The following is a 24,583-nucleotide window of genomic DNA, read 5'->3' as shown; positions in this document are numbered from 1 at the left end:
CAAAGCACTGGCACCGCTGACTGAAAGTGTGACTTGCCCAACAAATTCAAACTTAGCGATATTTAATATTTAAATAGAAAATCGTCAGACAATTTCCGCCCTCATCGCAACTAAAAACAATCTTTCCTCCCCGCACGCTTTGTTTACGGCAGTTTCCTGATACCACCAAATTGGATCGCAAAAAAATCCTTTACGACAGATTTCCAATTGTGTCAGGTTCGTTACGCCTTCATTGGGCGAGTGATAGGACGATCTCGCCAAAGATCGTCCTGTCGGACAAAAACTGTTCCATTGCTAAACAAGGAAGTGTGTTTATGTCGAAAGTTAAAACCAATGCTGTTGATTCCGCCGAACAGGCTTTCCAGCTGGCTGCCTTCAGCTCGGCGTACAACCAGATCAATAGCTTCAGCCATCAGTACGACCGTGGCGGCAACCTCACGGTCAATGGCAAACCCTCGTACTCCGTCGACCAGGCGGCTACGCAATTGCTGCGTGACGGCGCTGCCTACCAGGACAAGGACAGCAGCGGCAAGATCGAACTCACCTATACGTTCCTGACCTCGGCCTCGAACAGCACGATGAACAAGCACGGGATCACCGGGTTCAGTCAGTTCAGCGCGCAGCAACAGGCGCAGGCCAAGCTCGCCATGCAGTCCTGGGCCGATGTGGCCAATGTCACTTTCACCGAGAGAGCCTCGGGCGGCGACGGGCATATGACCTTCGGTAATTACAGCGGTGGCCAGGATGGCGCTGCGGCGTTTGCCTATCTGCCGGGGACCGGCGCCGGTTATGACGGCACCTCGTGGTACTTGATCAACAGCGGTTACACGCAGAACAAGAACCCGGATCTGAACAACTACGGTCGTCAGACCCTGACCCACGAAATCGGCCATACCCTGGGCCTTGCTCACCCTGGCGACTACAACGCCGGCAACGGCAACCCGACCTACAACGACGCGACCTACGGCCAGGACACCCGTGGCTACAGCGTCATGAGTTACTGGAGCGAGAGCAACACCAACCAGAACTTCAGCAAGGGCGGCGTCGAAGCCTATTCGTCCGGCCCGCTGATGGACGACATCGCAGCCATCCAGAAACTCTACGGCGCCAACACCACCACCCGCACCGGCGACACCACCTACGGCTTCAACTCCAATACCGGCCGCGATTTCCTCAGCGCGTCGTCGTCGAGCGACAAAGTGGTGTTCTCGGTCTGGGATGCCGGCGGCAAGGACACCCTGGATTTCTCCGGTTTCACCCAGAACCAGAAGATCAACCTCAACAGCGCTTCGTTCTCCGACGTTGGCGGCATGGTCGGTAACGTGTCGATCGCCAAGGGCGCGGTCATCGAGAACGCGATTGGCGGTTCGGGCAGCGATCTGTTGATCGGCAACAGCGTGGCCAACGAGCTGAAGGGCGGTGCCGGCAACGACATCCTGTACGGCGCTGGCGGTGCCGACAAGCTGTGGGGCGGCGCCGGTTCGGACACTTTCGTGTTCGCCGCCAGCTCGGACTCCAAGCCGGGTGCGATCGATCAGATCCTCGATTTCGTCAGCGGTCTGGACAAAATCGACCTGACCGGCATCACCAACGGTGCGGGCCTGCACTTCGTCAACAGCTTCACCGGTTCGGCCGGCGACGCAGTGTTGACCTCGTCGGGCGGCAATAGCCTGTTGTCGGTGGATTTCTCCGGGCATGGCGTGGCTGACTTCATCGTCAGCACCGTGGGCCAGGCTGCGACCAGCGACATCGTGGCGTGATGTGAAAGGAAAGCGGCGCCTCGTGCGTCGCTTTCTTCGCTTGCATCGGCCTGATCCCCGAGCAAGGCTACGAGCGGAAGTGAAATTTCCTATGACTCGATACGTTTTAACTGACACGACGATGGCATGGCTGATGGCAGTCACGCTGATGATGACCGGAGCGACAAGCATGGCAAGCAGCCTCAGACTCGAAGAACCCTCGGCATTCGCCGGGCGCTGGCAGGCCACATTGACCGGTCACAACGACACACCTGAAACGCGGTTGCTGCAAGACAAGCCGTCGAACACTTGCGTTGTCGATCTTGCGCCAAACAAGACCTTGGGCGAGGGCGCCGATTGTCTGGGCGCGTGGTTGAGCGAAGCCCCGATTGGCTGGTTTCCAGAACCCGATGGCATTGCCATCACTGGCAAGGAGGGTTCGAAAATCGCCTTTTTCAGCCGCCGGGGGGATGGCTCTTACACAAGCAGGTTGAATTCGCAATTGCTTATCTTGCTCGAACGCGTCGGGCACTAAGCGGTGGCTGGGTAGTTGCGCGAAGTTGATGTACTGCGATAACTGAGCGTTATAACCGCGAAGCCGATCAACTTGTTATGAAATTGTAAGCACTACTTGCAAATGATCTTTGGCAGGTACGCGAAATATCAATGGAATGCTCGTCCGCACCGACGAGACTATGAACTCAGGAAGAATCAATGAAGATGGCGAAGTCTCCGGCCGCTCCGTTAATCAAGGCATTGGGCGACTATAAAAGCATTCTGATCAGCGTCGGTTGTTTCACTGCGTTGATCAACGTGCTGATGCTGGTGCCGTCGATCTACATGCTGCAAGTTTACGATCGGGTGCTGTCGTCACAGAACGAAACCACTCTGGCGATGCTGTCGTTGATGGTGGTCGGGTTCTTCGCCTTCATCGGCCTGCTGGAAGTGATCCGCAGCTTTATCGTCATCCGCATCGGCAGCCAGTTGGAGCGGCGCTTCAATCTGCGCGTCTATCAGGCCGCGTTCGAGCGCAACCTGTTCAAGGGCGAGGGTAACGCCGGGCAGTCGCTGGGCGACCTGACCCACATTCGCCAGTTTGTCACCGGACCGGCGCTGTTCGCCTTCTTCGATGCGCCGTGGTTCCCGGTCTATCTGTTTGTCATTTACCTGTTCAACGTCTGGCTTGGCGTGCTGGCCACGGCAGGCGCGTTGCTGCTGATCGCACTGGCCTGCCTCAACGAATACATGACCAAAAAACCGCTGGGCGAAGCCGCCGGTTTTTCCCAGCAGTCGAGTCAGTTGGCTACCAGCCACTTACACAACGCCGAAACCATTCAGGCGATGGGTATGCTCGGCTCGCTGCGCAAGCGCTGGTTCGGGGTGCATTCGCGCTTTCTCGGCTTGCAGAACCAGGCCAGCGACACCGGCGCGGTGATCAGTTCGCTGAGCAAGACCTTGCGTCTATGCCTGCAATCCCTGGTGCTGGGCCTGGGCGCGTTGCTGGTGATCAAGGGCGACATGACTGCGGGGATGATGATCGCCGGTTCGATCCTGATGGGGCGCGTACTGAGCCCGATCGATCAGTTGATCGCCGTTTGGAAGCAGTGGAGTGGGGCGAAGCTGGCTTACCGGCGCCTTGATGCGTTGTTGCAGGCGTTTCCGCCTAGCGACGAGGCGATGGCACTGCCGGCACCGAAAGGCCAGATCAGCTTCGAACAAGTCAGCGCCGGCCCGCCGGGGCAGCGTGCGGCCACTTTGCACATGGTCAATTTCACGCTGGGCGCTGGCGAAGTGCTCGGTGTGCTCGGCGCTTCAGGCTCGGGCAAGTCGACGCTGGCTCGAGTGCTGGTCGGCGTGTGGCCGGTTCTGGGCGGCACGGTGCGCCTCGATGGCGCTGATATTCACCGCTGGAACCGCGACCAGCTCGGCCCCTACATTGGTTATTTGCCGCAAGACATCGAGTTGTTCAGCGGCAGCATCGCCGAGAACATTGCGCGCTTCAGCGAAGCCGACCCGCAAAAAGTCGTCACCGCCGCGCAACAGGCCGGTGTCCACGAGATGATCCTGCGCCTGCCGCAAGGTTACGACACGCAACTGGGCGAGGACGGCAGCGGCTTGTCCGGTGGCCAGAAACAGCGCGTGGCCCTGGCCCGCGCGCTATATGGCACGCCGAGTCTGGTGGTGCTCGATGAACCCAATTCCAACCTCGACACCGTCGGCGAAGCCGCTCTGGCCAGCGCCATTGCGCAACTCAAGGCGCAAGGCACCACGGTGATTCTGGTCACCCATCGTTCTTCGGTGCTGGCTCAGGCTGACAAGTTGTTGGTGCTCAACGATGGCCGCTTGCAGGCGTTCGGCCCGAGTCAGGACGTGCTCAAGGCACTTTCCGGCCAGCACGAACAGCAACGTGAAAAAGCCGCACAAACACCGGGCGGGCTCAGCATGAGCCGGCAGTATCAGCCCTCGACAAGGAATTCGGGTGTATGAGCAGCGCCAGCATGAACACTGAAAACGAAGCGAACATGGAACACGCCTACCTCACCGAGCGCCCGGAGCGCGATGCGAAATTCTTCGCGCGCATGGGCTGGATTCTGGCCATCGTCGGCGCTGGCAGTTTCTTCACCTGGGCGGCACTGGCGCCGCTGGATCAGGGCATTCCGGTGCAGGGCACGGTGGTGGTCTCGGGCAAGCGCAAGGCCGTGCAGTCGATGAGCAGCGGCGTGGTCAGCCGGATTCTGGTGCGCGAAGGCGAGATCGTGAAGCAGGGCCAGCCGTTGTTCCGCCTTGATCAGACGCAAGTGGCTGCCGACGTGCAATCGCTACAGGCGCAGTACCGCATGGCTTGGGCCAGCCTCGCGCGTTGGCAAGCCGAGCGCGACAACCTCAAGCAAGTCAGCTTTCCGGCCGAGCTGAGCAACGACCCGGACCCGCGCCTGGCGCTGGTGCTGGAAGGCCAGCGGCAACTGTTCAGCAGCCGCCGCGAAGCCTTCTCCCGGGAACAAGCGGCACTGCGCGCCAATATCGAAGGCGCCACCGCACAACTGGCCGGCATGCGCCGCGCCCGCAGCGACCTCAATGCCCAGGCCAGTTCCTTGCAGCAACAATTGAGCAACCTGCAACCGCTGGCCGACAACGGCTACATCCCGCGCAACCGCTTGATGGACTACCAGCGGCAACTGTCGCAAGTGCAGCAGCAACTGGCGGAAAACACCGGTGAAAGCGGGCGCGTGGAGCAGGGCATCCTTGAATCGCGCCTGAAGTTGCAGCAGCACGGCGAGGAATACCAGAAGGAAGTGCGCACGCAACTGGCCGATGCGCAGCTCAAAAGCGTGACGCTGTCCGAACAGCTGACCTCCGCCGGTTTCGACCTGCAACACAGCGAGATCCTCGCCACCGCCGATGGCGTGGCAGTCAACCTCGGCGTGCACACCGAAGGCGCCGTGGTGCGTCAGGGCGAAACCCTGCTGGAGATCGTTCCGCAAGGCACCACCCTGGAAGTGGAGGGGCACTTGCCGGTTAACCTGATCGACAAGGTCGGCACGCATTTGCCGGTGGACATTCTATTTACCGCGTTCAACCAGAGCAAAACCCCGCGCGTGCCCGGCGAAGTCAGCCTGATCTCCGCCGACCAGATGGTCGATGAGAAAACCGGCGTGCCGTATTACGTGTTGCGCAGCAGCGTCAGCGATCAGGCCATGGAAAAGCTCAACGGCCTGGTGATCAAGCCCGGTATGCCGGCGGAAATGTTCGTGCGCACCGGTGAGCGTTCACTCCTCAACTATTTGTTCAAACCGCTGCTCGATCGCGCCGGTTCTGCGTTGACCGAGGAATAAGGATGTTCGGCTGTATGAAAAAGCTTTGCATGCTGGGGGCCGCAATGACGCTGCTCGCGAGTCACTCGGCAGTCGCGGCCATGGGGCCGTTTGAGATCTACGAGCAGGCATTGCGCAACGATCCGGTGTTTCTCGGTGCAATCAAGGAGCGCGATGCTGGCCTGGAAAACCGCGCGATTGGCCGCGCCGGGTTGCTGCCACGGATCGGCTACACCTACAACAAGGGCCGCAACTCGTCCAAGGCTACGTCTCTGGATGATCGCGCGCGCAACCGCACCGATGAGCGCAACTACAACAGTTACGGCTCGGCGCTGACGGTGCAGCAACCGCTGCTTGATTACGAAGCTTACGCGGCGTATCGCAAAGGCGTGGCGCAGTCGTTGTTTGCCGACGAAGCCTTTCGCGGCAAGAGTCAGGAACTGTTGGTGCGAGTGCTGGATAACTACACCAAAGCCTTGTTCGCCCAGGACCAGATCGACATCGCCCAGGCGAAGAAAAAGGCCTACGAGCAACAGTTCCAGCAGAACGAACACATGTTCAAGCAGGGCGAGGGCACGCGCACCGATATTCTCGAAGCCGAGTCGCGCTATGAGCTGGCGACTGCCGAGGAAATCGAAGCGCGCAACGAGCAGGATGCCGCCTTGCGTGAGCTCGGGGCGCTGGTCGGCGTGCCGGCAGTGGACATCGGCGATCTGGCGCCGCTTGGTCAGCAATTTCAGACCTTCACCCTGCAACCGGCCAACTTCGACACCTGGCATGAACTGGCGATCAGCAACAACCCGAACCTCGCTTCGCAGCGTCAGGTCGTGGAAGTGGCGCGCTATGAAGTCGAGCGCAACCGCGCCGGGCATCTGCCGAAAGTCAGTGCTTATGCCTCGATGCGCGACAACGAGTCCGAAAGCGGTAATACCTATAACCAGCGCTACGAAACCAACACCATCGGCCTGGAAGTCAGCGTGCCGCTGTACGCCGGCGGCGGGGTGTCGGCCTCCACACGTCAGGCCAGCCGCACTATGGAACAGGCCGAATACGAACTGGATGGCAAAACCCGCGAAACCTTGATCGAACTGCGCCGACAGTTCAGCGCGTGCCTGTCCGGAGTGAGCAAATTGCGTGCTTATCAGAAGGCCTTGAAGTCGGCCGAGGCGCTGGTGGTTTCGACCCGACAAAGCATTCTGGGCGGCGAACGTACCAATCTCGATGCGTTGAACGCCGAGCAGCAACTGTTCACCACCCGCCGGGATTTGGCCCAGGCACGCTACGACTACCTGATGGCCTGGACCAAATTGCATTACTACGCCGGGACGCTGAATGAGCAGGATCTGGCGCGGGTGGACGAAGCATTTGTGGTCGCGCAACAGCCCTCACCCTAACCCTCTCCCAGGGGGAGAGGGGACCGATCCGGGGAGATTGGCGAGATACACCGACTTGAACGAGCTGTGCTGAATCCGTAATCGACTGGTTTTCCAGGTCGCTGAATAACTGAAGACAACACGGTCGGCTCCCTCTCCTTTTGGGAGAGGGCTGGGGAGAGGGGACCGATCCGGGGAGATTGGCGAGATGCACCGATTTGAACGAGCTGTGCTGAATCCGTAATCGACTGGTTTTCCAGGTCGCTGAATAACTGAAGACAACACGGTCGGCTCCCTCTCCCTTTGGGAGAGGGCTGGGGTGAGGGGAACGGGCGACACCGCAGGATCTGAGGCTTTGCACCGAGACGTTAATGAGCAGGATTTGGCGCGGGTGGACGAAGCATTTGTGGTCGCGCAACAGCCCTCACCCTAACCCTCTCCCAGAGGGAGAGGGGACCGATCCGGGGAGATTGGCGAGATGCACCGATTTGAACGAGCTGTGCTGAATCCGTAATCGACTGGTTTTCCAGGTCGCTGAATAACTGAAGACAACACGGTCGGCTCCCTCTCCCTTTGGGAGAGGGCTGGGGTGAGGGAAACGGGCGACACCGCAGGATCTGAGGCTTTGCACCGAGACGTTAATGAGCAGGATCTGGTGCGGGTGGACGAAGCATTTGTGGTCGCGCAACAGCCCTCACCCTGACCCTCCCAGAGGGAGAGGGGACTGACCGAGTGGCCTGCGATAGCTGCATCGACTTGAGCGACCGAGCAGGCCGCAGGTTTTGACATCAACACAAATCGGCTCCCTCTCCTCGGGGAGAGGGCTGGGGTGAGGGGAACGGGCGACATCGCTATCAGCCCTGAACAAAACAACAAAAACGAGAATGATGACCATGGACGTACGCATCAAACCGATTTCGCTCGGCACGCTATTGCTGGTGACCTCGGCAACGCAGGCCCAATACCTGGAACCCGGCCAGCCCGGCAATCCGGCCAGTTGGCGCAGCGCCGAGTTCTTGCGCGACTGGGGCCTGGAACGCATGCAGGCCGATCAGGCCTACGCAGCCGGCATCACCGGCAAGGGCGTGAAAATCGGCGCGCTCGATTCCGGTTTCGATGCCGCCCACCCCGAATTCTCCGCCGACCGTTATCACCCGGTAACCGCCAGCGGCAGCTACGTCGATGGCTCAGCGTTCAACGTCGACGGCACGCTCAACCCCAACAACGATTCCCACGGCACCCACGTGGTCGGCACCATGGGCGCCGCCCGTGATGGCAGCGGCATGCACGGGGTGGCGTACAACGCGCAAATCTACGTCGGCAACACCAACAAGAACGACAGTTTCCTCTTCGGCCCCAGCCCTGATCCGCGTTATTTCAAAGCGGTCTACGACAGCCTCGCCAATGCCGGGGTGCGGGCGATCAACAACAGTTGGGGCAGTCAGCCGCCGGATGTCAGTTACCGCACTCTCGCGGATCTGCACGCCGCCTACGCGCAACACTGGAACAATGGCACTTGGCTCGACGCCGCTGCCGATGTTTCGCGGCGCGGCGTGATCAATGTCTTCAGCGCCGGCAACAGCGGCTACCCGAATGCCAGCGTACGTTCGGCGCTGCCGTACTTTCAGCCGGATCTGGAAGGTCACTGGCTGGCGGTGTCCGGGCTCGATCAGAGCAATCAGCAGAAATACAACCAGTGCGGCATCGCCAAATACTGGTGCATCACCACACCGGGGGCGAAGATCGACAGCACCATTCCCGGTGGCGGTTATGCGATCAAGTCCGGTACCTCGATGGCGGCGCCGCACGCGACCGGCGCCCTGGCGCTGGTGATGGAACGTTATCCGTACATGAACAATCAGCAGGCGCTCGAGGTGCTGCTGACCACCGCCACCCAGCTCGATGGCTCGGTCACCGACGCACCGAACGAGCGCGTCGGTTGGGGCGTCGCCAATCTCAATCGGGCGATGCGCGGGCCGGGACAATTGCTCGGTGCGTTCGACGCGAATCTGGGGGCAGGGCAGCGCGATGTCTGGAGCAATGACATCTCCGACAAGGCGCTGCTCCAGCGCCAGCGCGAAGACCTCGCCGAGCACAGCGCCTGGCAGCAAACCCTGCAGGACAAAGGCTGGGAGAACGGTGTCCCGGCCGGCGCCAGTCAGCAGGACCAGACCGATTACGCCGTCGGCATGTTGCGTGATGCGGCAGCGGCAAACCGGGTGTATGAGGGCAGCCTGATCAAGTCCGGCGCCGGGCAATTGCTGCTCAGTGGCGCAAACACCTATCGCGGTCCGACTACCGTCAACGGCGGTCTGCTGACCGTCAACGGTTCGCTGACCTCAGCGGTCACCGTCAACGACAGCGGCACCCTCGGCGGCTCCGGACGCATCGGCGCGTTGACCGCCAACAGCGGCGGCCGGGTTGCACCGGGCAATTCCATCGGCACCTTGAACGTCGCTGGTGATGTGACACTCGCCCCGGGCTCGACTTACGCCGTCGAGCTATCGCCCACCAGCAGTGACCGCATCGTTGCCGGTGGCACGGCAACCGTCAGCGGCGCCAGTGTCAGCCTGGCGCTGGAAAACAGCCCGACCTTGCTCAGCAGCGCCGAAGCGCAAAGCCTGCTCGGTCGCCAGTACAACATCCTGCAAGCGGCCGGCGGCGTGCAGGGGCAGTTCGCTGCAGTAGTGCCGAACTACCTGTTCATCGGCGGCGCCCTTGACTACGCCGCAAGCGGCATCCAGCTGAATATCCAGCGCAATGCCACAAGCTTCGCCAGCGTCGGGCAAACGCCGAACCAGCGTTCGGTGGCCGCTGCAGTTGAAGGTCTGGGCGCCGGCAATTCGGTTTACGAAAGTGTGCTTCGTGCACCGACTCAGGCCTCGGCGCAGCAAGCCTTCCAGCAACTGAGCGGCGAGATTTATCCGGCGCTGGGGACGATGCTGATCAATGACAGCCGCCAGTTGCGTGATGCGGTCGGCGAGCGGCTGCACGATGAATCGGCGACCCGCAGCAACGGCTGGATCAAAGCACTCGGCGCCTGGGGCAGTACCGATTCGGGCCACGACACGGCGGGCTACAACACCTCGATCGGCGGCCTGCTGGCGGGGGTCGACGGCGCGCTGGACGAGCAGACCCGCATCGGTCTGGTCACCGGTTATAGCGACAGCTCGTTGAACATGGGCTCGGGCACGCATTCTTCGGCGAAAGTCGACAGCTATCACCTCGGCACTTACGCCGCACACGATCTCGGCGCCTGGCGCTTGAGCACTGGCGCGGCCTACAGCTGGCATCGCGGCGATGTGAAACGCGATCTGCAATACGACGAGGTCAGCGCCAAGCAGAAAGCCAAAGTTGACGCGACCACCACCCAAGTCTTCGGCGAAGCGGCGTATCGCTTGCAACTGCAAGCGCTGGCGCTGGAACCTTTCGCCAACCTGACCTACCTGCATCTGGACACCGAAGGCTTCACCGAAAAGGGCGATGCCGCTGCGCTGAAAAGCTCGGGCGATCAGCGCGATGTGGTGCTGAGCACTCTGGGCGTGCGGGCGAGCAAAACCTTCAACCTTTCCAGCCAGCAAGCGCTGGACGTCAGCGCGCGTCTCGGCTGGCAGCACAGCCTCAGCGATATCGAATCGGAGCAGCATTTGCGTTTTGCCAGCGGCGGCACGCCGTATTCCGTGGAGAGCTCAGCGCTGGTACGCGATGCCGCACTGGTCGGCGTGCAGGCCAGTCTGGCCTTGAGCAAGGACGTGCGGGTCAACCTCGATTACAACGGCCAACTGGCCAGCCGCGAGAAGCTGCATGGCGTTGGCCTGAGCCTGAACTGGCAGTTCTGATTGCATGTGTTTGAGTCACCGTGGCGAGGGGATTTATCCCCGCTCGACTGCGCAGCAGTCGCAAAACCTGATCGTTCCCACGTGCAGCAAGGGAATTGATCGTTCCCACGCTCTGCGTGGGAACGCCTTCAGGGACGCTCCGCGTTCCAATGGGACGCGGAGCGTCCCGGGCTGCATTCCCACGCGGAGCGTGGGAACGATCAAGGCAACCGGATTTTTCGCAACATCACTAAGGAAGGTCGTGGATGGATAACAATAATACCCCCGCGCAATCGGGTGGCCGCTTTGCCCTGAAAACCCTGACAGTCGCCATGCTCTGTGCCAGTGCGATGGCGCAGGCAGCGCCTTACGCGGAAAACGGCCGCAGCGGCGATCCGTCGAGCTGGCGCAGCAATGAATTCAAGGCTGACTGGGGCTTGGGCGCGATCGGCGCGGATTACGCCTACGCCGCCGGCTACACCGGCAAAGGCGTGAAGCTGGGCATCTTCGATCAGCCGGTCTACGCCGCACATCCGGAGTTCTCCGGCAGCAACAAAGTCGTCACCCTGGTCACCAGCGGCATTCGCGAATACACCGACCCTTACATCCCGGTAAAGGCCGGCGATGCGTTCCTCTATGACGGTTCACCCTCGGTCGGCTCCAACGGCAAGCTCGGCGCCCATGGCACGCACGTCGGCGGCATCGCGGCGGGCAGTCGCGACGGCGGGGTGATGCACGGTGTTGCATTCGGTGCGCAGATCATCAGCGCCGATAACGGCGACCCAGGCCCGGAAGACGGCATCGTGCGCGGCAACGACGGCGCGGTGTACAAGGCCGGTTGGGATGCGCTGATCGCCAGCGGGGCGCGGATCATCAACAACAGCTGGGGCATCGGCATCACCGACCGCTTCGACCTCGGCGGCCGCGATCCGGCGTATCCGCATTTCACCGTCAACGACGCGCAATTGCAGTTCAACGAAATCCGCACGCTGCTCGGCACCAAACCCGGCGGCGCTTACGACGGCGCCATTGCCGCCGCACGCAGCGGCATCGTCACCATTTTTGCCGCCGGCAACGATTACAACCTGAACAATCCCGATGCCATTGCCGGCCTGGGTTATTTCGTCCCGGACATCGCGCCGAACTGGATCACCGTCGCCGCGTTGCAGCAGAACCCGGACACCGCCAGCGCCAATCCGTACGTGATCAGCACGTTCTCCTCGCGCTGCGGCTATACGGCGAGTTACTGCGTCTCGGCGCCGGGCACCAAGATCTACAGCTCGATCATCGAAGGCACCAACGCCGGCAACCTGACCACCAGCTACGCCAATTACAACGGCACCTCGATGGCGGCGCCGCATGTCGCTGGTTCCATCGCCGTGCTGATGGAGCGCTTCCCGTATATGTCCGGCGACCAAGTCGCCAGCGTGTTGCGCACCACTGCGACCGACCTCGGCGCACCGGGCATCGACGCCTTGTACGGTTGGGGCATGATCAACCTGCGCAAGGCCATCGACGGCCCGGCGATGTTCGTGACCGAGCAGGATATTCCCGAGGAATTCCGCGTGCAGGGCGCTTACGGCTCCGGCCAGTTCGTGGCTGACTTGCCGGGCATCGGTGCGATCATCGATCAGGGCAAACCCACCGAACGCGTGTGCAGCGACATCACGTGCGGCCTCGACACCTGGCGCAACGACATCGGCGGCCACGGCGGTCTGACCAAGCAAGGCATCGGCACCCTGGTGCTGACCGGCAACAACTCTTACAGCGGTCCGACTCTGGTCAATCAGGGTCGACTGGCCATCAACGGTTCGCTGCAATCGGCGGTCACCGTCAACAATGGCGGCATCCTCGGCGGCAATGGCCGCATCGGCGCGCTGGCAGTGAACAGCGGCGGTACGGTGGCGCCGGGCAACTCCATCGGCACCTTGAACGTCGCCGGTGACGTGACCTTCGCGCCGGGTTCGACCTACGCCGTAGAGCTGTCGCCAACCAGCAGCGATCAGATCGTTGCGGGCGGCAAAGCCATCATCGACGGCGCCACGGTGAGCCTGTCGCTGGAAAACAGCCCGACCTTGCTCAGTACCGGCGAAGTGCAAAACCTGCTCGGCACTCGCTACAACATCCTGCAAGCGGCGGGCGGCATTGAAGGGCGCTTCGGTCAGGTCTTGCCGAATTACGCCTTCCTTGGCGGCACCCTGGATTACTCGGCGGGCGGCATTCAGCTGGCGGTGGGGCGCAATGAGGCATCGTTCGCCAGCGTCGGTCTGACGCCGAACCAGCGCGCCGTTGGTGCGGCTGCCGAACGTCTGGGGGCGGGCAATGCGCTGTTCGAAACCCTGTTGCTGTCGCCCAACGCGGCGTCGGCGCAGCAGGCCTTTCAACAGTTGTCCGGCGAGATTCACCCGGCCGTCGGCACGCTGCTGATCAACGACAGCCGCTACCTGCGCGAAGCCGTCGGCGAGCGCCTGCGTGAGCGTGATCTGTTCAATGCCAATGCGCCGACTGATGATCGCAGCAACGTCTGGGTCAAGGTCCTCGGCTCGTGGGGCGAGAGTGACGGCGGACACGACAATGCCGATTCCAATAGCTCCATCGGCGGGCTGCTGGCTGGTGTCGACGGTCTGATTGCTGAAGATACCCGTCTCGGTTTCGTCACCGGTTACAGCGACAGTTCGTTGAGCATGGGCAGCGGCACGCATTCGTCGGCGTCGGTCGACAGCTACCACTTGGGTGCGTATCTGGGCCATGAGATCGACGCGTTGCGCCTGACCGTCGGCGGCGCCTACAGCTGGCATCGCATCGATGTGAAACGCGATCTGCAGTTCGGCGACGTCAGCGGCAAACAGAAAACCAAACGTGACGCGACCACCGCGCAAGTGTTCACCGAGGCCGCATACGATCTGGGCCTGCAACCGATGAACCTGGAGCCGTTCGCCAATCTGTCCTACGTGCACCTCAACACCGACAGCTTCACCGAGAAGGGTGACGCTGCCGCGCTCAAGGGTGGTGAAGACAACCGCGACGTGGTGCTGTCGACCCTCGGCGTGCGCGCCAAGCGCAGTTTTGCCGTGTCGGACAAGCATCAGCTGGAACTGGGCGCCAGTCTCGGCTGGCAGCACAACCTGAGCAGCGTCGATGCCGACAGCCATCTGGCCTTCGCCAACGGCAACAGCGCGTTCACCGTGCAGAGCGTGTCGATGGATCGTGACGCCGCTGTGGTGGGCGTGCGCGCCGGGCTGGCGCTCAATCGCGACGTGCGGGTCAACCTCGACTACAACGGCCTGATCGGCTCGAACGAGAAAGATCACGGCGTCGGTCTGACTCTCGACTGGCAGTTCTGAGGCGTAACCGGCAGCGCTTCTCGGGCTGCCGGTTTTTCAAGAAAAGGGAGCGCTGCACATGGGATTGTTCGATTACAAAAATGCCGACGGCAAAGGGTTGTACAGCGACGCCATCGCACTGACGCTGTATGCCTACACGCCCACCGGCAAACCGTTGCCGGCCACCGCGTGGGCTCCGGTCGCCGCGACGGCGCTGGGCTATCAGGGCAAGGTCGGCGCGCAAGGCACGTTCTTCGGGGAACAGGATGGCTTCACCAGCGCCGAGGCCGAAGTGCTCGGCAAGTACGACGCCGCTGGCAAGTTGATCGGCCTTGGCATTGCCTTTCGCGGCACCGGCGGGCTGGGTTACAGCGACACTTTCGGTGATCTGAAAAACAATCTGCTCGCGGCGGTCGGGCCGTCGGATTACGCGAGCAACTACGCGAAAAACGCGTTCGACAATCTGCTCAACGCCGTCGCCGATTTCGCGATCGCCAACGGTGTCGATGCCAAGGATGTGCTGATCAGCGGCCACAGCCTCGGCGGGCTTGGGGTTAATAGCGTTGCTGAATTGAGCGCGGACAACTGGGGCGGCTTCTACAAGGATGCCAATTACATCGCCTTCGCCTCGCCGACCCAGAGCAGCTCCGGCCCCCAGGTGCTCAACATTGGTTTCGAAAACGATCCGGTATTCCGCGTGCTTGACGGCACCACATTCAGCACGGCGTCGATGGGCAAGCACGACAAGCCGCACGAATCGACCACCGACAACCTCGTCAACTTCACCGATAACTACGCTTCCACGGCGCAGAACCTGGTGCCGTTCAGCATCGCCAATCCGCTGAACTGGTCGGCGCACAGTTCGCTGGGCTACGCCGATGGCTTGAATCGGGTGATCGATTCGGCGTTCTACAACCTGACCGAGCGCGACTCGACAATCATCGTCGCCAATCTCGAAGAGGCATCGCGGAGCAAGACCTGGGTCGAGGATCTGGGCCGCAGCGGCGAGCCGCACAGCGGCAGCACCTTCATCATCGGCACGCAGAGCAGCGACTGGCTCAAGGGCGGGGCGGGTAACGACTTTCTGGAAGGACTGGGCGGCGACGACCGTTTTCGTGATGACGGCGGCTACAACGTCATTTTCGGCGGGCAGGGCCATAACACCTTCGAACTGCAAAAGCCGTTACAGAACTTCAGCTTCGCCAACGACGGCGACGGCACGCTGTACGTGCGCGACGCCTACGGCGGCGTCAGCCTGACCCGCGACATCGGCGCGCTGGTCAGTAAAGAGGCCGGTTCGTGGTGGGGCAGCAAGGAAATCACCTGGGGCGTCACCGCCAAGGGCCTGAGCAACGGCAGCGAACTGACCCAGTACAACCATTCGCTCAGCGGTGACGGCTACGGCAATGCCTTGCATGCCACGGCCGATGGCGACTGGCTGTTTGGCCTTGGTGGCGATGATCAACTGATCAGTGACAAGTCGCAGGTGACTTTCGTGGGTGGCGCCGGCAACGACGTGATGACGGCGGTGGGTGGCGGCAACACCTTCCTGTTCAGCGGCGCGTTCGGTTTCGATGCGATCAATGGTTACCAGGGCAGCGACAAACTGCTGTTCATGGGTGTCGCGGGCGCGGGACAGGGTTATGACTACAAGCAGCATGCCGCGCAGTCCGGCGCTGATACCGTGCTGAAGGTCGGCGATTTTGCCGTGACGCTGATTGGCGTCGGCGTGACTGACCTGACGGACTCCAGTTTCGTCTTCGCCTGATTCCGAAGGTGCAGGAGATCTCATTGTGGGAGCGAGCTTGCTCGCGAAAACGGTGGGTCAGGCGATTGTGATGTTGAATGTGCTGCCGCCTTCGCGAGCAGGCTCGCTCCCACAGGTACGGCGTACACATGAACGTTCCCACGCTCTGTGTGGGAATGCAGCCGGGGACGCTCTGCGTCCCACAAGATCGCAGCCTTCGGCAGCTCCTACAGAGGATGTGCAAGATGTAACGAATGCTCCAGAGCCCCGCGCTCTGGCTGTGAGCTATCTCTGACAATTCCAACAACAAGAGAGGCAATGGCAATGGGTGTATACGACTACAAGAACTTCGGCACAGCCGATTCCAAGGCGCTGTTCAGTGATGCCATGGCGATCACGCTGTATTCCTATCACAACCTCGATAACGGCTTCGCCGCCGGTTATCAGCACAACGGCTTCGGCCTTGGCCTGCCGGCGACGCTGGTCACCGCACTGATTGGCGGCACCGATTCGCAAGGGGTGATACCCGGTATCCCGTGGAATCCCGACTCGGAAAAACTCGCCCTCGATGCCGTGAAAAAGGCCGGCTGGACGCCCATCACCGCCGCGCAATTGGGCTACGACGGCAAGACCGATGCACGCGGGACGTTCTTCGGCGAGAAGGCCGGCTACACCAGCGCGCAAGTGGAAATCCTCGGCAAGTACGACGCTCAGGGTCACCTCACCGAACTGGGTATCGCCTTTCGCGGCACCAGCGGCCCGCGCGAAATCCTCATTGGTGATTCGATTGGCGACGTGATCAACGATCTGCTCGCAGCGTTCGGCCCGGCCGATTACGCAAAAAACTACGTCGGCGAAGCTTTCGGCAATCTGCTCAACGATGTCGTCGCATTCGCCCGGGCCAACGGCCTCAGCGGCAAGGACGTGCTGGTCAGCGGCCACAGCCTGGGCGGTCTGGCGGTGAACAGCATGGCTGACTTGAGCGCTGGCAAGTGGGGCGGGTTTTTCGCCGATTCCAACTACATCGCCTACGCCTCACCGACGCAAAGCAGCACCGACAAGGTGCTGAATATCGGCTACGAAAACGACCCGGTGTTTCGTGCCCTTGACGGTTCGACCTTCAGCAGTGCTTCGGTGGGCGTGCACGACGCGTCGCATGCCTCGACCACCGACAACATCGTCAGCTTCAACGACCACTACGCCTCGAACGCCTGGAACGTGCTGCCGTATTCGATCCTGAATATCCCGACCTGGATTTCGCACCTGCCCACTGGCTACGGCGACGGCATGACCCGCGTGCTGGAATCGAAGTTCTACGACCTGACCAGCCGCGACTCGACGATCATCGTCGCCAACCTCTCCGACCCGGCGCGGGCAAACACTTGGGTACAGGACCTCAACCGTAACGCCGAAACCCACAAGGGCAGCACCTTCATCATCGGCAGTGACGGCAATGACCTGATCCAGGGCGGCAGCGGCAACGACTATCTGGAGGGCGGCGCCGGCAACGACAGCTTCCGCGACAACGGCGGCTACAACGTCATTCTGGGTGGGCAGGGCAACAACACGCTCGACTTGCAGCAGACGGTGAAGAACTTTGATTTCGCCAATGACGGCGCCGGCAACCTGTACATCCGCGGTGCCAACGGCGGGATCAGCATTACCCGCGACATCGGCAGCATTGTCAGCAAAGAGCCGGGGTTTCTCTGGGGCGTGTTCAAGGACGACGTGTTGCACAGCGTCACGGCCACGGGGCTGAAAGTCGGCAGCAACCTCACCGCTTATGAGTCGAGCATGAAAGGCACGGCTGCCAATGACACGCTCAAGGCGCATGCGGGCGGTGACTGGCTGTTTGGCCTTGAGGGCAATGATCATTTGCTCGGCGGCGCGGGCAATGATGTGTTTGTCGGCGGCGCTGGCAATGACCTGCTGGAATCGGGCGGCGGGGCGGATACGTTTCTGTTCCACGGCGCGTTCGGCCAGGATCGGGTCGTTGGCTATACGGCCGATGACAAACTGGTGTTTCTCGGCGTACAGGGTGTGTTGCCGGGGGATGATTTCCGTGCCCACGCGTCGGCGGTCGGGCAGGATACCGTGCTGACATTTGGTGGGGATTCGGTGACGTTGGTGGGGGTGGCGCTGGGGAGTTTGAGCGACGACGGGGTGGTTATCGCCTGAGGTTGATGCGGGGCCTGTGCCGGCCCCTTCGCGAGCAGGCTCGCTCCCACAGGGGATTTGTGAACGACGCAGATCCAGTGTGTGATCGTTCCCACGCTCCGCGTGGGAATGCAGCCCGGGACGCTCTGCGTCCCACTCGAGAGCCGAACGCGGAGCGTCCGTGGAGGCATTCCTTTGCTGCGCATGGGAACGATCATTCAGGCCAAGTCAGTCTTCCTTGCGCACGGTCGCGACTTCATCGGCGCGAACCTTGACCTTGGCGCCGGAAATATCCTCGAACTCATAGAAACCGTCTTCGGTCTCGGTCTTTGGCATGTCCTCGGTCAGGTACTGGGTGCCGTTCTGCAGCGTCACCACGGTCTGGGTGGAACAGCCGCCCAACGCCAACAGGGCTGCGACTGCTACAGGAATACCCAGCATCTTGATTTTCATACCCACCTCTGACTCCTTGCTTGAATGTGATTGCGGGCATTGTCGGCCCTGTAACGCGGTTGGTGCCAGCAGCGGCGGAAAAGTTCGATGGCGGCACGAAAAAATGCCATTGATCTTTTTCCGTTTGCGCCGGGCGGCGCTGAGCTGTTATCTGTACGCATAACCAGTGTTCGCTTGCCGTGGCTTAGAATTCCCGTGACCTCCAACCCTCTCGACGATCCGTTCTATTACCTCAACAACTTCCGGCAAGTGCTTGATTGGCTTGGGCTTCGCTATGCCGATGTGATGAGCGCAAGCGAACACGGCTTCATCCGCGACTTCAATACGCTGCCGCAAGCCTCGCAGGGATTGCTGGTGCGCATGGTCATGCGCAAGGGCATTCACTTTCGCGCGAGCAAACTCAATTATCTGGAAATCGGCGACATCGCTGAGGCGGCGCAGCCGTTGCTTGATCGCGGCTGGCTCGATGAACACGCTGCGCTGACCCTGGCAGAGTTGTTTGATGTCCTGCTCAAGGCCGAGCTGCTGCAAGCGTTCGGCACCTTTATCGATCAACCGAAAGGGCGCAAGGACGAATGGCTGCCCGTGCTGGCCGAACAGTTCAGCGAGGCGCAAACCCTGCGCGCCTGGGCGCCGCAACTGGCCGACCGGCTGTTCAGCCTGACCCTGATGGATTTGTGCGATCGCCTGCGCCTGATGTTCTTCGGCAATCTTTATCAGGACTGGTCGGAGTTCGTGCTGGCCGACCTCGGCATCTTCACTTATGAAAAAGTCGAGTTCTGCGCCGACTCCCGAGGCTTGCGCAGTCGTGAAGACGTCGACGCCTGCCTGTTCCTGCATCAATGCCAGCTGCGTTTCGAGGCCGGCGAACCGCTGGAAGAGATCGTCGAACAGATCAACGCCGTGCAGTTCGACAACCCGTGGCTACGCCGTCGGCAAGCCAAGGCGTTGTTCCAGATCGGCCAGTATGCCGAGCGCATCGGCGACTTTGCGCTGGCCCTGAGTGTTTACCGCGACTGCGCCTATCCTGGTGCGCGACTGCGGATGATCCGTGTGCTTGAACGTTGCGGCGAATATGCATTGGCGCTGGAACTCGGCACGCTGGCCGAACAGGCGCCGCAAAGTGCCGCCGAGCAGCAGGGCTTACAACGCATCGTCCCGCGTCTGCGGCGCAAACTCGGTGGCCCGCCGCTCAAGCGTGCCAAGGCCAGAGAGGTCGAGCGCCTCGATTTGCATTTGCCGCGCAGCGATCCGACGCGGTCGGTGGAGTTTCACGTACAAGCGCACTTGCACGCCGATGACGGCCCGGTGCATTACGTCGAGAACAGCCTGATCAATTCACTGTTCGGCCTGTTGTGCTGGCCGGCGATCTTCGCGCCGTTGCCGGGTGCGTTCTTTCACCCGTTCCAGCGCGGCCCGGTGGATCTGCTCAGCGAAGACTTCCTCGAGCGCCGCGCCGAGCTGTTCCAGGCCTGTTTGGGCGAACTCGATAATGGCCGCTACGCCGAGACGATTCGCCAGCGCTTCGTCGACAAGTGGGGCATCCAGTCTCCGTTCGTGTTCTGGGGCGCGCTCAACGAAGACTTGCTGGAGCAGGCGCTGGCCTGTCTGCCCGCTGAGCATCTGAAACACTGGTTCAATCGCCTGCTGCTCGACATCAAGGCCAACCGCGCCGGCATGCCGGACCTGATCCAGTTCTGGCCGCAGCACAAGACCTACCGGATGATCGAAGTCAAAGGCCCCGGCGACCGCTTGCAGGACAATCAACTGCGCTGGCTGGAGTTCTGCCACGAGCACCAGATGCCGGTGGCGGTGTGTTACGTGCAATGGGCGGAGCAGAGCGCTTGAGTTACAGCGTTGCCGTGCGTGCACTGTGCGAGTTCACCGCCAAGACCGGTGATCTCGACCTGCGCTTCACCCCGTCACCGACCGCGCTCGAAGGCATCGTCGGCCATCGCACCGTGGCCTCGCGGCGCAGCGAGCAGTACCAGAGCGAAGTGGCGCTGCAAGGCGAATTCGGCGAGCTGAAGGTCAAGGGCAGGGCGGATGGCTACGACCCGGCGCAAAACTGCCTGGAAGAAGTCAAAACCTATCGCGGCGACCTCAGCAAGCAACCGGCCAATCACCGCCAGTTGCACTGGGCGCAGGCGAAAATCTACGGCTGGTTGATGTGCCAGAAACTGCAACTGCAGCAAATCAATCTGGCGCTGGTGTATTTCGACGTCGTCAGCGAAAAGGAAACCTGCCTGGTCGAATCCCACAGCGCCGAGTCACTCCAGACGTTTTTCACGCAGCAGTGCGGCTTGTTCCTGCAATGGGCCGAGCAGGAAATGGCCCATCGCGAAGCGCGCAATCTGGCCGCGCAGCAACTGGCGTTCCCGCATGCGGATTTTCGTCCCGGCCAACGGCATCTGGCCGAATCAGTGTTCAAAGCCGTCAGCACCGGCCGCTGTCTGATGGCCCAGGCGCCGACCGGGATTGGCAAAACCCTTGGCACGCTGTTCCCAATGCTCAAGGCCCTGGCGCCGCAGCAGCTGGACAAGGTGTTCTTTCTCACCGCCAAGACTCCCGGACGCAAGCTGGCGCTCGATGCCAGTCAGGTGTTGTTCAGGCAAGCGCCGGACTTGCCGCTGCGGGTGATGGAAATGGTTGCTCGCGACAAGGCCTGCGAACATCCGGACAAAGCCTGCCACGGTGAATCCTGTCCGTTGGCCCAGGGTTTTTATGATCGCCTGCCGGCTGCCCGCGAATCTGCCAGCCATATCAATCTGCTGGATCAGGCGGCGATGCGTGAAGTTGCCGCGCAGCACAGCGTATGCCCGTATTACCTGAGCCAGGAAATGGCCCGTTGGGCGGATGTGGTGGTTGCCGACTACAACTATTACTTCGACTTCAGCGCGCTGCTGTTCGGTCTGGTCCAGCTCAATCAGTGGAAAGTCGCGGTGCTGGCCGACGAGGCGCACAACCTGGTCGAACGCGGCCGGCAAATGTACAGCGCCAGTCTCGACCAGTTCACCCTCGCCAGCGTGCGCAAAACCGCGCCGGCAGCGCTGAAGAATTCCCTGCAACGGGTCAACCGCGAATGGAACGCGCTGCATGCGCCGCAACTGGCGGCGTATCAGGCGTACGACAAGGCGCCGGACAAGCTCCTGCACGCCATCTCGCTGTGTTGCGCGGCCATTGGTGATTACCTCAACGAGCATCCGCAAGGCCTCGACAGCAGCTTGCAGAATTTCTATTTCGATCTGCTGCAATTCGCCCGGGTCGCCGAGCTGTACGACGAGCATTACCTGTTCGATATCAGCAAACGCGATCTCGACCGCAAGCGTCCGCTGTCGCAACTGTGCCTGCGCAACGTGGTGCCGGCGGCGTTCATCGGCCCGCGCCTGACAGCGGCGCGCAGCAGCGTGCTGTTCTCGGCCACGCTGAGCCCGCGCAACTATTACGCCGACCTGCTCGGCACGCCCGCCGACACGGTGTGCATCGACGTCGAATCGCCGTTCAGCGCCGAGCAATTGCAGGTGCACATCGTCAGCCAGATCTCCACGCGTTTTAACCATCGCCAGGCCTCGCTGGAGCCTATCGTCGAACTGATCGCGCGCCAGTTCAGCGAGCGCCCGGGCAACTATCTGGCGTTCTTCAGCAGTTTCGATTACCTGCAACAGGTCGCGACCTTATTGGCCGAGCGCCATCCGCACATCACTCAATGGCTGCAATCGCGGGGCATGGCCGAGGGCGCGCGGCAGGCGTTTCTCGACCAGTTCAGCGCCGACAGCCAGGGCGTCGGGTTTGCGGTGCTGGGCGGGGCGTTTGGCGAGGGCATCGATTTGCCCGGCGCGCGGCTGATCGGCGCGTTCATCGCCACGCTGGGGCTGGCTCAGCTCAACCCGGTCAACGAGCAGATGAAGCGGCGCATGGCCGCCATTTTTGGCGCCGGCTACGACTACACCTATCTGTATCCGGGCATGCAAAAAGTCGTACAAGCCGCCGGGCGGGTGATTCGCACCCGTGAGGATCGCGGCACGGTCATGCTCATTGATGACCGCTTTGCCGAAAGCCGCATGCAGCAACTGCTGCCGCAGTGGTGGGCAATCAGAAGCGAGCCGGCACTTTCCAAATCAGTGGATTCACGCATACTTCAGCCCATGACAGTGGCTGGTGAGTGTGATGAGTGAAAACAACAGAACCGCAGCGATCGAAGACAGCCGTTTCCGGCTGCTGATCGACGCGGTTGTCGACTACGCGATCTACATGATCGACCCCGACGGTACCATCACCAGTTGGAACTCCGGCGCCAAACGCTTCAAGGGCTACGAAGAAGCGGAAATCATCGGCGAGCATTTCTCGCGCTTCTATACCCCGGAAGACCGCGCCAACGGCATGCCGCAACGGGCGCTGGACACTGCGATCCGTGAAGGTCGCTTCGAAGGCGAGGGCTGGCGCGTGCGCAAGGACGGCACGCACTTCTGGTCGCACGTGGTGATCGATCCGATCATCGACCCCAACGGCGAACTGCTGGGGTTCGCCAAGATCACCCGCGACCTCACCGACCGCAAAATGGCCGAGGAAACCCTCAAGCAAAGCGAACAGCAGTTCCGCCTGCTGGTGCAGGGCGTCACCGACTACGCGATCTACATGCTCAGCCCCGAAGGTTGCGTCAGCAACTGGAACCAGGGCGCGCAGCGCATCAAGGGTTACCTGCCGGAAGAAATCATCGGCCAGCATTTTTCGATTTTCTACACCCCCGAAGACCGCGAACTCGGCGAGCCGCAGCGCTCGCTGGAGATTGCCACCCGCGAAGGCCGGTTCGAGAGCCGCAGTTGGCGGATGCGCAAGGACGGCACGCGGTTTCTTGCCCACGTGGTCGTCGATGCGATTCGCGGCGACACCGGCACGCTGCTCGGCTTTGCCAAGATCACCCGTGATGTGACCGAGGCGCACGAGGCGCAGCAGGCCCTGGAAAAGACCCGCGAGGCGTTGTTCCAGGCGCAGAAGATGCAGGCGATCGGCCAACTCAGCGGCGGCATCGCCCATGACTTCAACAACCTGTTGACGGTGATTCTCGGCAATCTCGAGATCGTGCAGAAACGCATCGGCGACGCGCCGAAAATCGCCCGTCTGCTGGAGAACGCCACCCAAGGGGCCTTGCGCGGTGTCTCGCTGACCCAGCGCATGCTGGCCTTCGCCCGGCGTCAGGAACTCAAGACCGAATCGGTGGATATCCCGCAATTGGTGCAAGGCATCACCGGGCTGCTGCGCAGTTCGCTCGGACCGGGCATTCGTATCGAAACGCGCTTTCCCGAAGATCTGCAGCCAGTGCTGGCCGACAGCAATCAGCTGGAACTGGCGATCCTCAATCTCGCCACCAATGCCCGCGATGCCATGCCCGAGGGCGGCACGGTGGTCATTCAGGCGCAAGCCGAAGTGGTACTGGAACAAACTCATTCGACCCTGGCAGCGGGGCGTTACGTCTGCCTGAGTCTGATCGACAGCGGCGAAGGCATGGACGCCGCCACGCTGGCCTGCGCCCGCGATCCGTTCTTCACCACCAAAGGCCTGGGCAAAGGCACCGGGCTCGGTTTGTCGATGGTGCATGGCTTCATCGAGCAGTTGGGCGGGCGCTTTACTCTCAAAAGCGAGAAGGGCCACGGCACGGCGGCCGAACTGTGGATTCCGGTGGCGCTAGAGCAAACGGCCAGTCGCCCGGCGTACAGCAACGCCGCGCCCATTGCGGTCCCAAGGCTCAGCGTGCTGGTGGTCGATGACGATTCGCTGGTGCTGACCAGCACCAGCCTGCTGCTGGAAGACCTCGGCCACCGCGTCATCGGCGCGACCTCCGGCGCCCAGGCGCTGGCGCTGTTCGATCAGGGCGAAGTCATCGATCTGGTGATCACCGACATGGCCATGCCAAAAATGAGCGGCGCGCAACTGGCTCACGCCTTGCGTATGCTCAAGCCGGATCTGCCGATCATTCTCGCCACTGGATACGCCGAACGTTTGGAAGGCTTCGCCGCCGATCTGCCGCGCCTGCCGAAACCGTTCACCCAGTTGAATCTGGTCCAGATCATCGCCCAGTCGATGAAGTGACGCGCTGGTCGATCCGGCTGAACTAGTGCTTACGCGTGCCTTTCCAAAAGTCTTGTTCACTTTTGGAGGGCACG

The 24,583-nt window shown here is 61.6% G+C and carries 13 protein-coding genes; 12 read left to right on the top strand and 1 reads right to left on the bottom strand.

Going from position 1 to position 24,583, the window contains the following annotated elements; translation table 11 throughout:
- Positions 1–314: 314 nt before the first annotated feature.
- The 9 genes from AB4O12_RS09000 (at position 315) to AB4O12_RS08960 (ending at position 17,990) form a co-directional block, all read left to right on the top strand.
- Positions 315–1,760 (top strand): serralysin family metalloprotease, encoded by a 1,446-nt coding sequence (locus AB4O12_RS09000; RefSeq protein WP_095180087.1) that lies wholly within the window; start codon positions 315–317, stop codon positions 1,758–1,760.
- 91 nt (positions 1,761–1,851) lie between these two features.
- A complete protein-coding gene (locus AB4O12_RS08995) occupies positions 1,852–2,274 on the top strand; it encodes an AprI/Inh family metalloprotease inhibitor (RefSeq protein WP_236169108.1) in 423 nt (140 codons plus the stop codon).
- A 179-nt stretch (positions 2,275–2,453) separates the two neighbouring features.
- Positions 2,454–4,226, top strand: coding sequence for a type I secretion system permease/ATPase (locus AB4O12_RS08990; protein WP_236169041.1), 1,773 nt, complete (start codon positions 2,454–2,456; stop codon positions 4,224–4,226).
- Positions 4,223–5,572, top strand: coding sequence for an HlyD family type I secretion periplasmic adaptor subunit (locus tag AB4O12_RS08985; protein ID WP_236169040.1), 1,350 nt, complete (start codon positions 4,223–4,225; stop codon positions 5,570–5,572). The genes AB4O12_RS08990 and AB4O12_RS08985 overlap by 4 nt, the downstream gene beginning before the upstream one ends.
- 2 nt (positions 5,573–5,574) lie before the next feature.
- Positions 5,575–6,945, top strand: a complete 1,371-nt coding sequence (locus tag AB4O12_RS08980) for a TolC family outer membrane protein (protein ID WP_460061480.1) — start codon at positions 5,575–5,577, stop codon at positions 6,943–6,945.
- A gap of 872 nt (positions 6,946–7,817) precedes the next feature.
- Entirely contained in the window at positions 7,818–10,763 is a 2,946-nt protein-coding gene (eprS, locus tag AB4O12_RS08975; RefSeq protein ID WP_460061477.1) for an autotransporter serine peptidase EprS, read from the top strand.
- A 245-nt stretch (positions 10,764–11,008) separates the two neighbouring features.
- Complete coding sequence (locus AB4O12_RS08970) at positions 11,009–14,086, top strand: autotransporter domain-containing protein (RefSeq protein WP_460061475.1); 3,078 nt, start codon at positions 11,009–11,011, stop codon at positions 14,084–14,086.
- A 58-nt stretch (positions 14,087–14,144) separates the two neighbouring features.
- On the top strand, positions 14,145–15,833 hold the full coding sequence (locus tag AB4O12_RS08965) for a polyurethane esterase (RefSeq protein ID WP_460061473.1): 1,689 nt from the start codon (positions 14,145–14,147) through the stop codon (positions 15,831–15,833).
- A 303-nt stretch (positions 15,834–16,136) separates the two neighbouring features.
- The gene (locus tag AB4O12_RS08960) at positions 16,137–17,990 is read left to right on the top strand and encodes a polyurethane esterase (protein WP_460062433.1); all 1,854 of its coding nucleotides are present in this window, start codon (positions 16,137–16,139) and stop codon (positions 17,988–17,990) included.
- Positions 17,991–18,197: 207 nt separating this feature from the next.
- Here AB4O12_RS08960 and AB4O12_RS08955 read toward each other — a convergent pair whose 3' ends face one another.
- Complete coding sequence (locus AB4O12_RS08955) at positions 18,198–18,422, bottom strand: YgdI/YgdR family lipoprotein (RefSeq protein ID WP_016774830.1); 225 nt, start codon at positions 18,420–18,422, stop codon at positions 18,198–18,200.
- A 195-nt stretch (positions 18,423–18,617) separates the two neighbouring features.
- Between AB4O12_RS08955 and AB4O12_RS08950 the strand changes: the two genes are divergently transcribed.
- Genes AB4O12_RS08950 through AB4O12_RS08940 form a run of 3 tightly spaced genes read left to right on the top strand, consistent with a single transcriptional unit; the run spans position 18,618 to position 24,509 of the window.
- Positions 18,618–20,270, top strand: a complete 1,653-nt coding sequence (locus AB4O12_RS08950; protein WP_460061471.1) for a VRR-NUC domain-containing protein — start codon at positions 18,618–18,620, stop codon at positions 20,268–20,270.
- Positions 20,267–22,597, top strand: a complete 2,331-nt coding sequence (locus tag AB4O12_RS08945) for an ATP-dependent DNA helicase (protein WP_460061469.1) — start codon at positions 20,267–20,269, stop codon at positions 22,595–22,597. Before AB4O12_RS08950 ends, AB4O12_RS08945 begins: the two co-directional genes overlap by 4 nt.
- Positions 22,590–24,509: a hybrid sensor histidine kinase/response regulator gene (locus AB4O12_RS08940; protein ID WP_310216145.1), complete on the top strand. Its 1,920-nt coding sequence runs from the start codon at positions 22,590–22,592 to the stop codon at positions 24,507–24,509. Before AB4O12_RS08945 ends, AB4O12_RS08940 begins: the two co-directional genes overlap by 8 nt.
- Positions 24,510–24,583: the final 74 nt, after the last annotated feature.

The sequence above is a fragment of the Pseudomonas sp. S2_A05 genome, assembly GCF_054668485.1.
The sequence above is the reverse complement of the archived record's forward strand: the minus strand, read 5'-3'. Positions and strand labels throughout refer to the sequence as shown.

Excerpts from the sequence above, each read along its gene's own strand:
- AB4O12_RS08995 (WP_236169108.1), top strand. The coding sequence starts at position 1,852 with ATGACTCGATACGTTTTAACTGACACGACGATGGCATGGCTGATGGCA.
- AB4O12_RS09000 (WP_095180087.1), top strand. The coding sequence starts at position 315 with ATGTCGAAAGTTAAAACCAATGCTGTTGATTCCGCCGAACAGGCTTTC.
- AB4O12_RS08990 (WP_236169041.1), top strand. The coding sequence starts at position 2,454 with ATGAAGATGGCGAAGTCTCCGGCCGCTCCGTTAATCAAGGCATTGGGC.
- AB4O12_RS08970 (WP_460061475.1), top strand. The coding sequence starts at position 11,009 with ATGGATAACAATAATACCCCCGCGCAATCGGGTGGCCGCTTTGCCCTG.
- AB4O12_RS08940 (WP_310216145.1), top strand. The coding sequence starts at position 22,590 with ATGAGTGAAAACAACAGAACCGCAGCGATCGAAGACAGCCGTTTCCGG.
- eprS (WP_460061477.1), top strand. The coding sequence starts at position 7,818 with ATGGACGTACGCATCAAACCGATTTCGCTCGGCACGCTATTGCTGGTG.
- AB4O12_RS08980 (WP_460061480.1), top strand. The coding sequence starts at position 5,575 with ATGTTCGGCTGTATGAAAAAGCTTTGCATGCTGGGGGCCGCAATGACG.
- AB4O12_RS08985 (WP_236169040.1), top strand. The coding sequence starts at position 4,223 with ATGAGCAGCGCCAGCATGAACACTGAAAACGAAGCGAACATGGAACAC.
- AB4O12_RS08955 (WP_016774830.1), bottom strand. The coding sequence starts at position 18,422 with ATGAAAATCAAGATGCTGGGTATTCCTGTAGCAGTCGCAGCCCTGTTG.
- AB4O12_RS08960 (WP_460062433.1), top strand. The coding sequence starts at position 16,137 with ATGGGTGTATACGACTACAAGAACTTCGGCACAGCCGATTCCAAGGCG.
- AB4O12_RS08965 (WP_460061473.1), top strand. The coding sequence starts at position 14,145 with ATGGGATTGTTCGATTACAAAAATGCCGACGGCAAAGGGTTGTACAGC.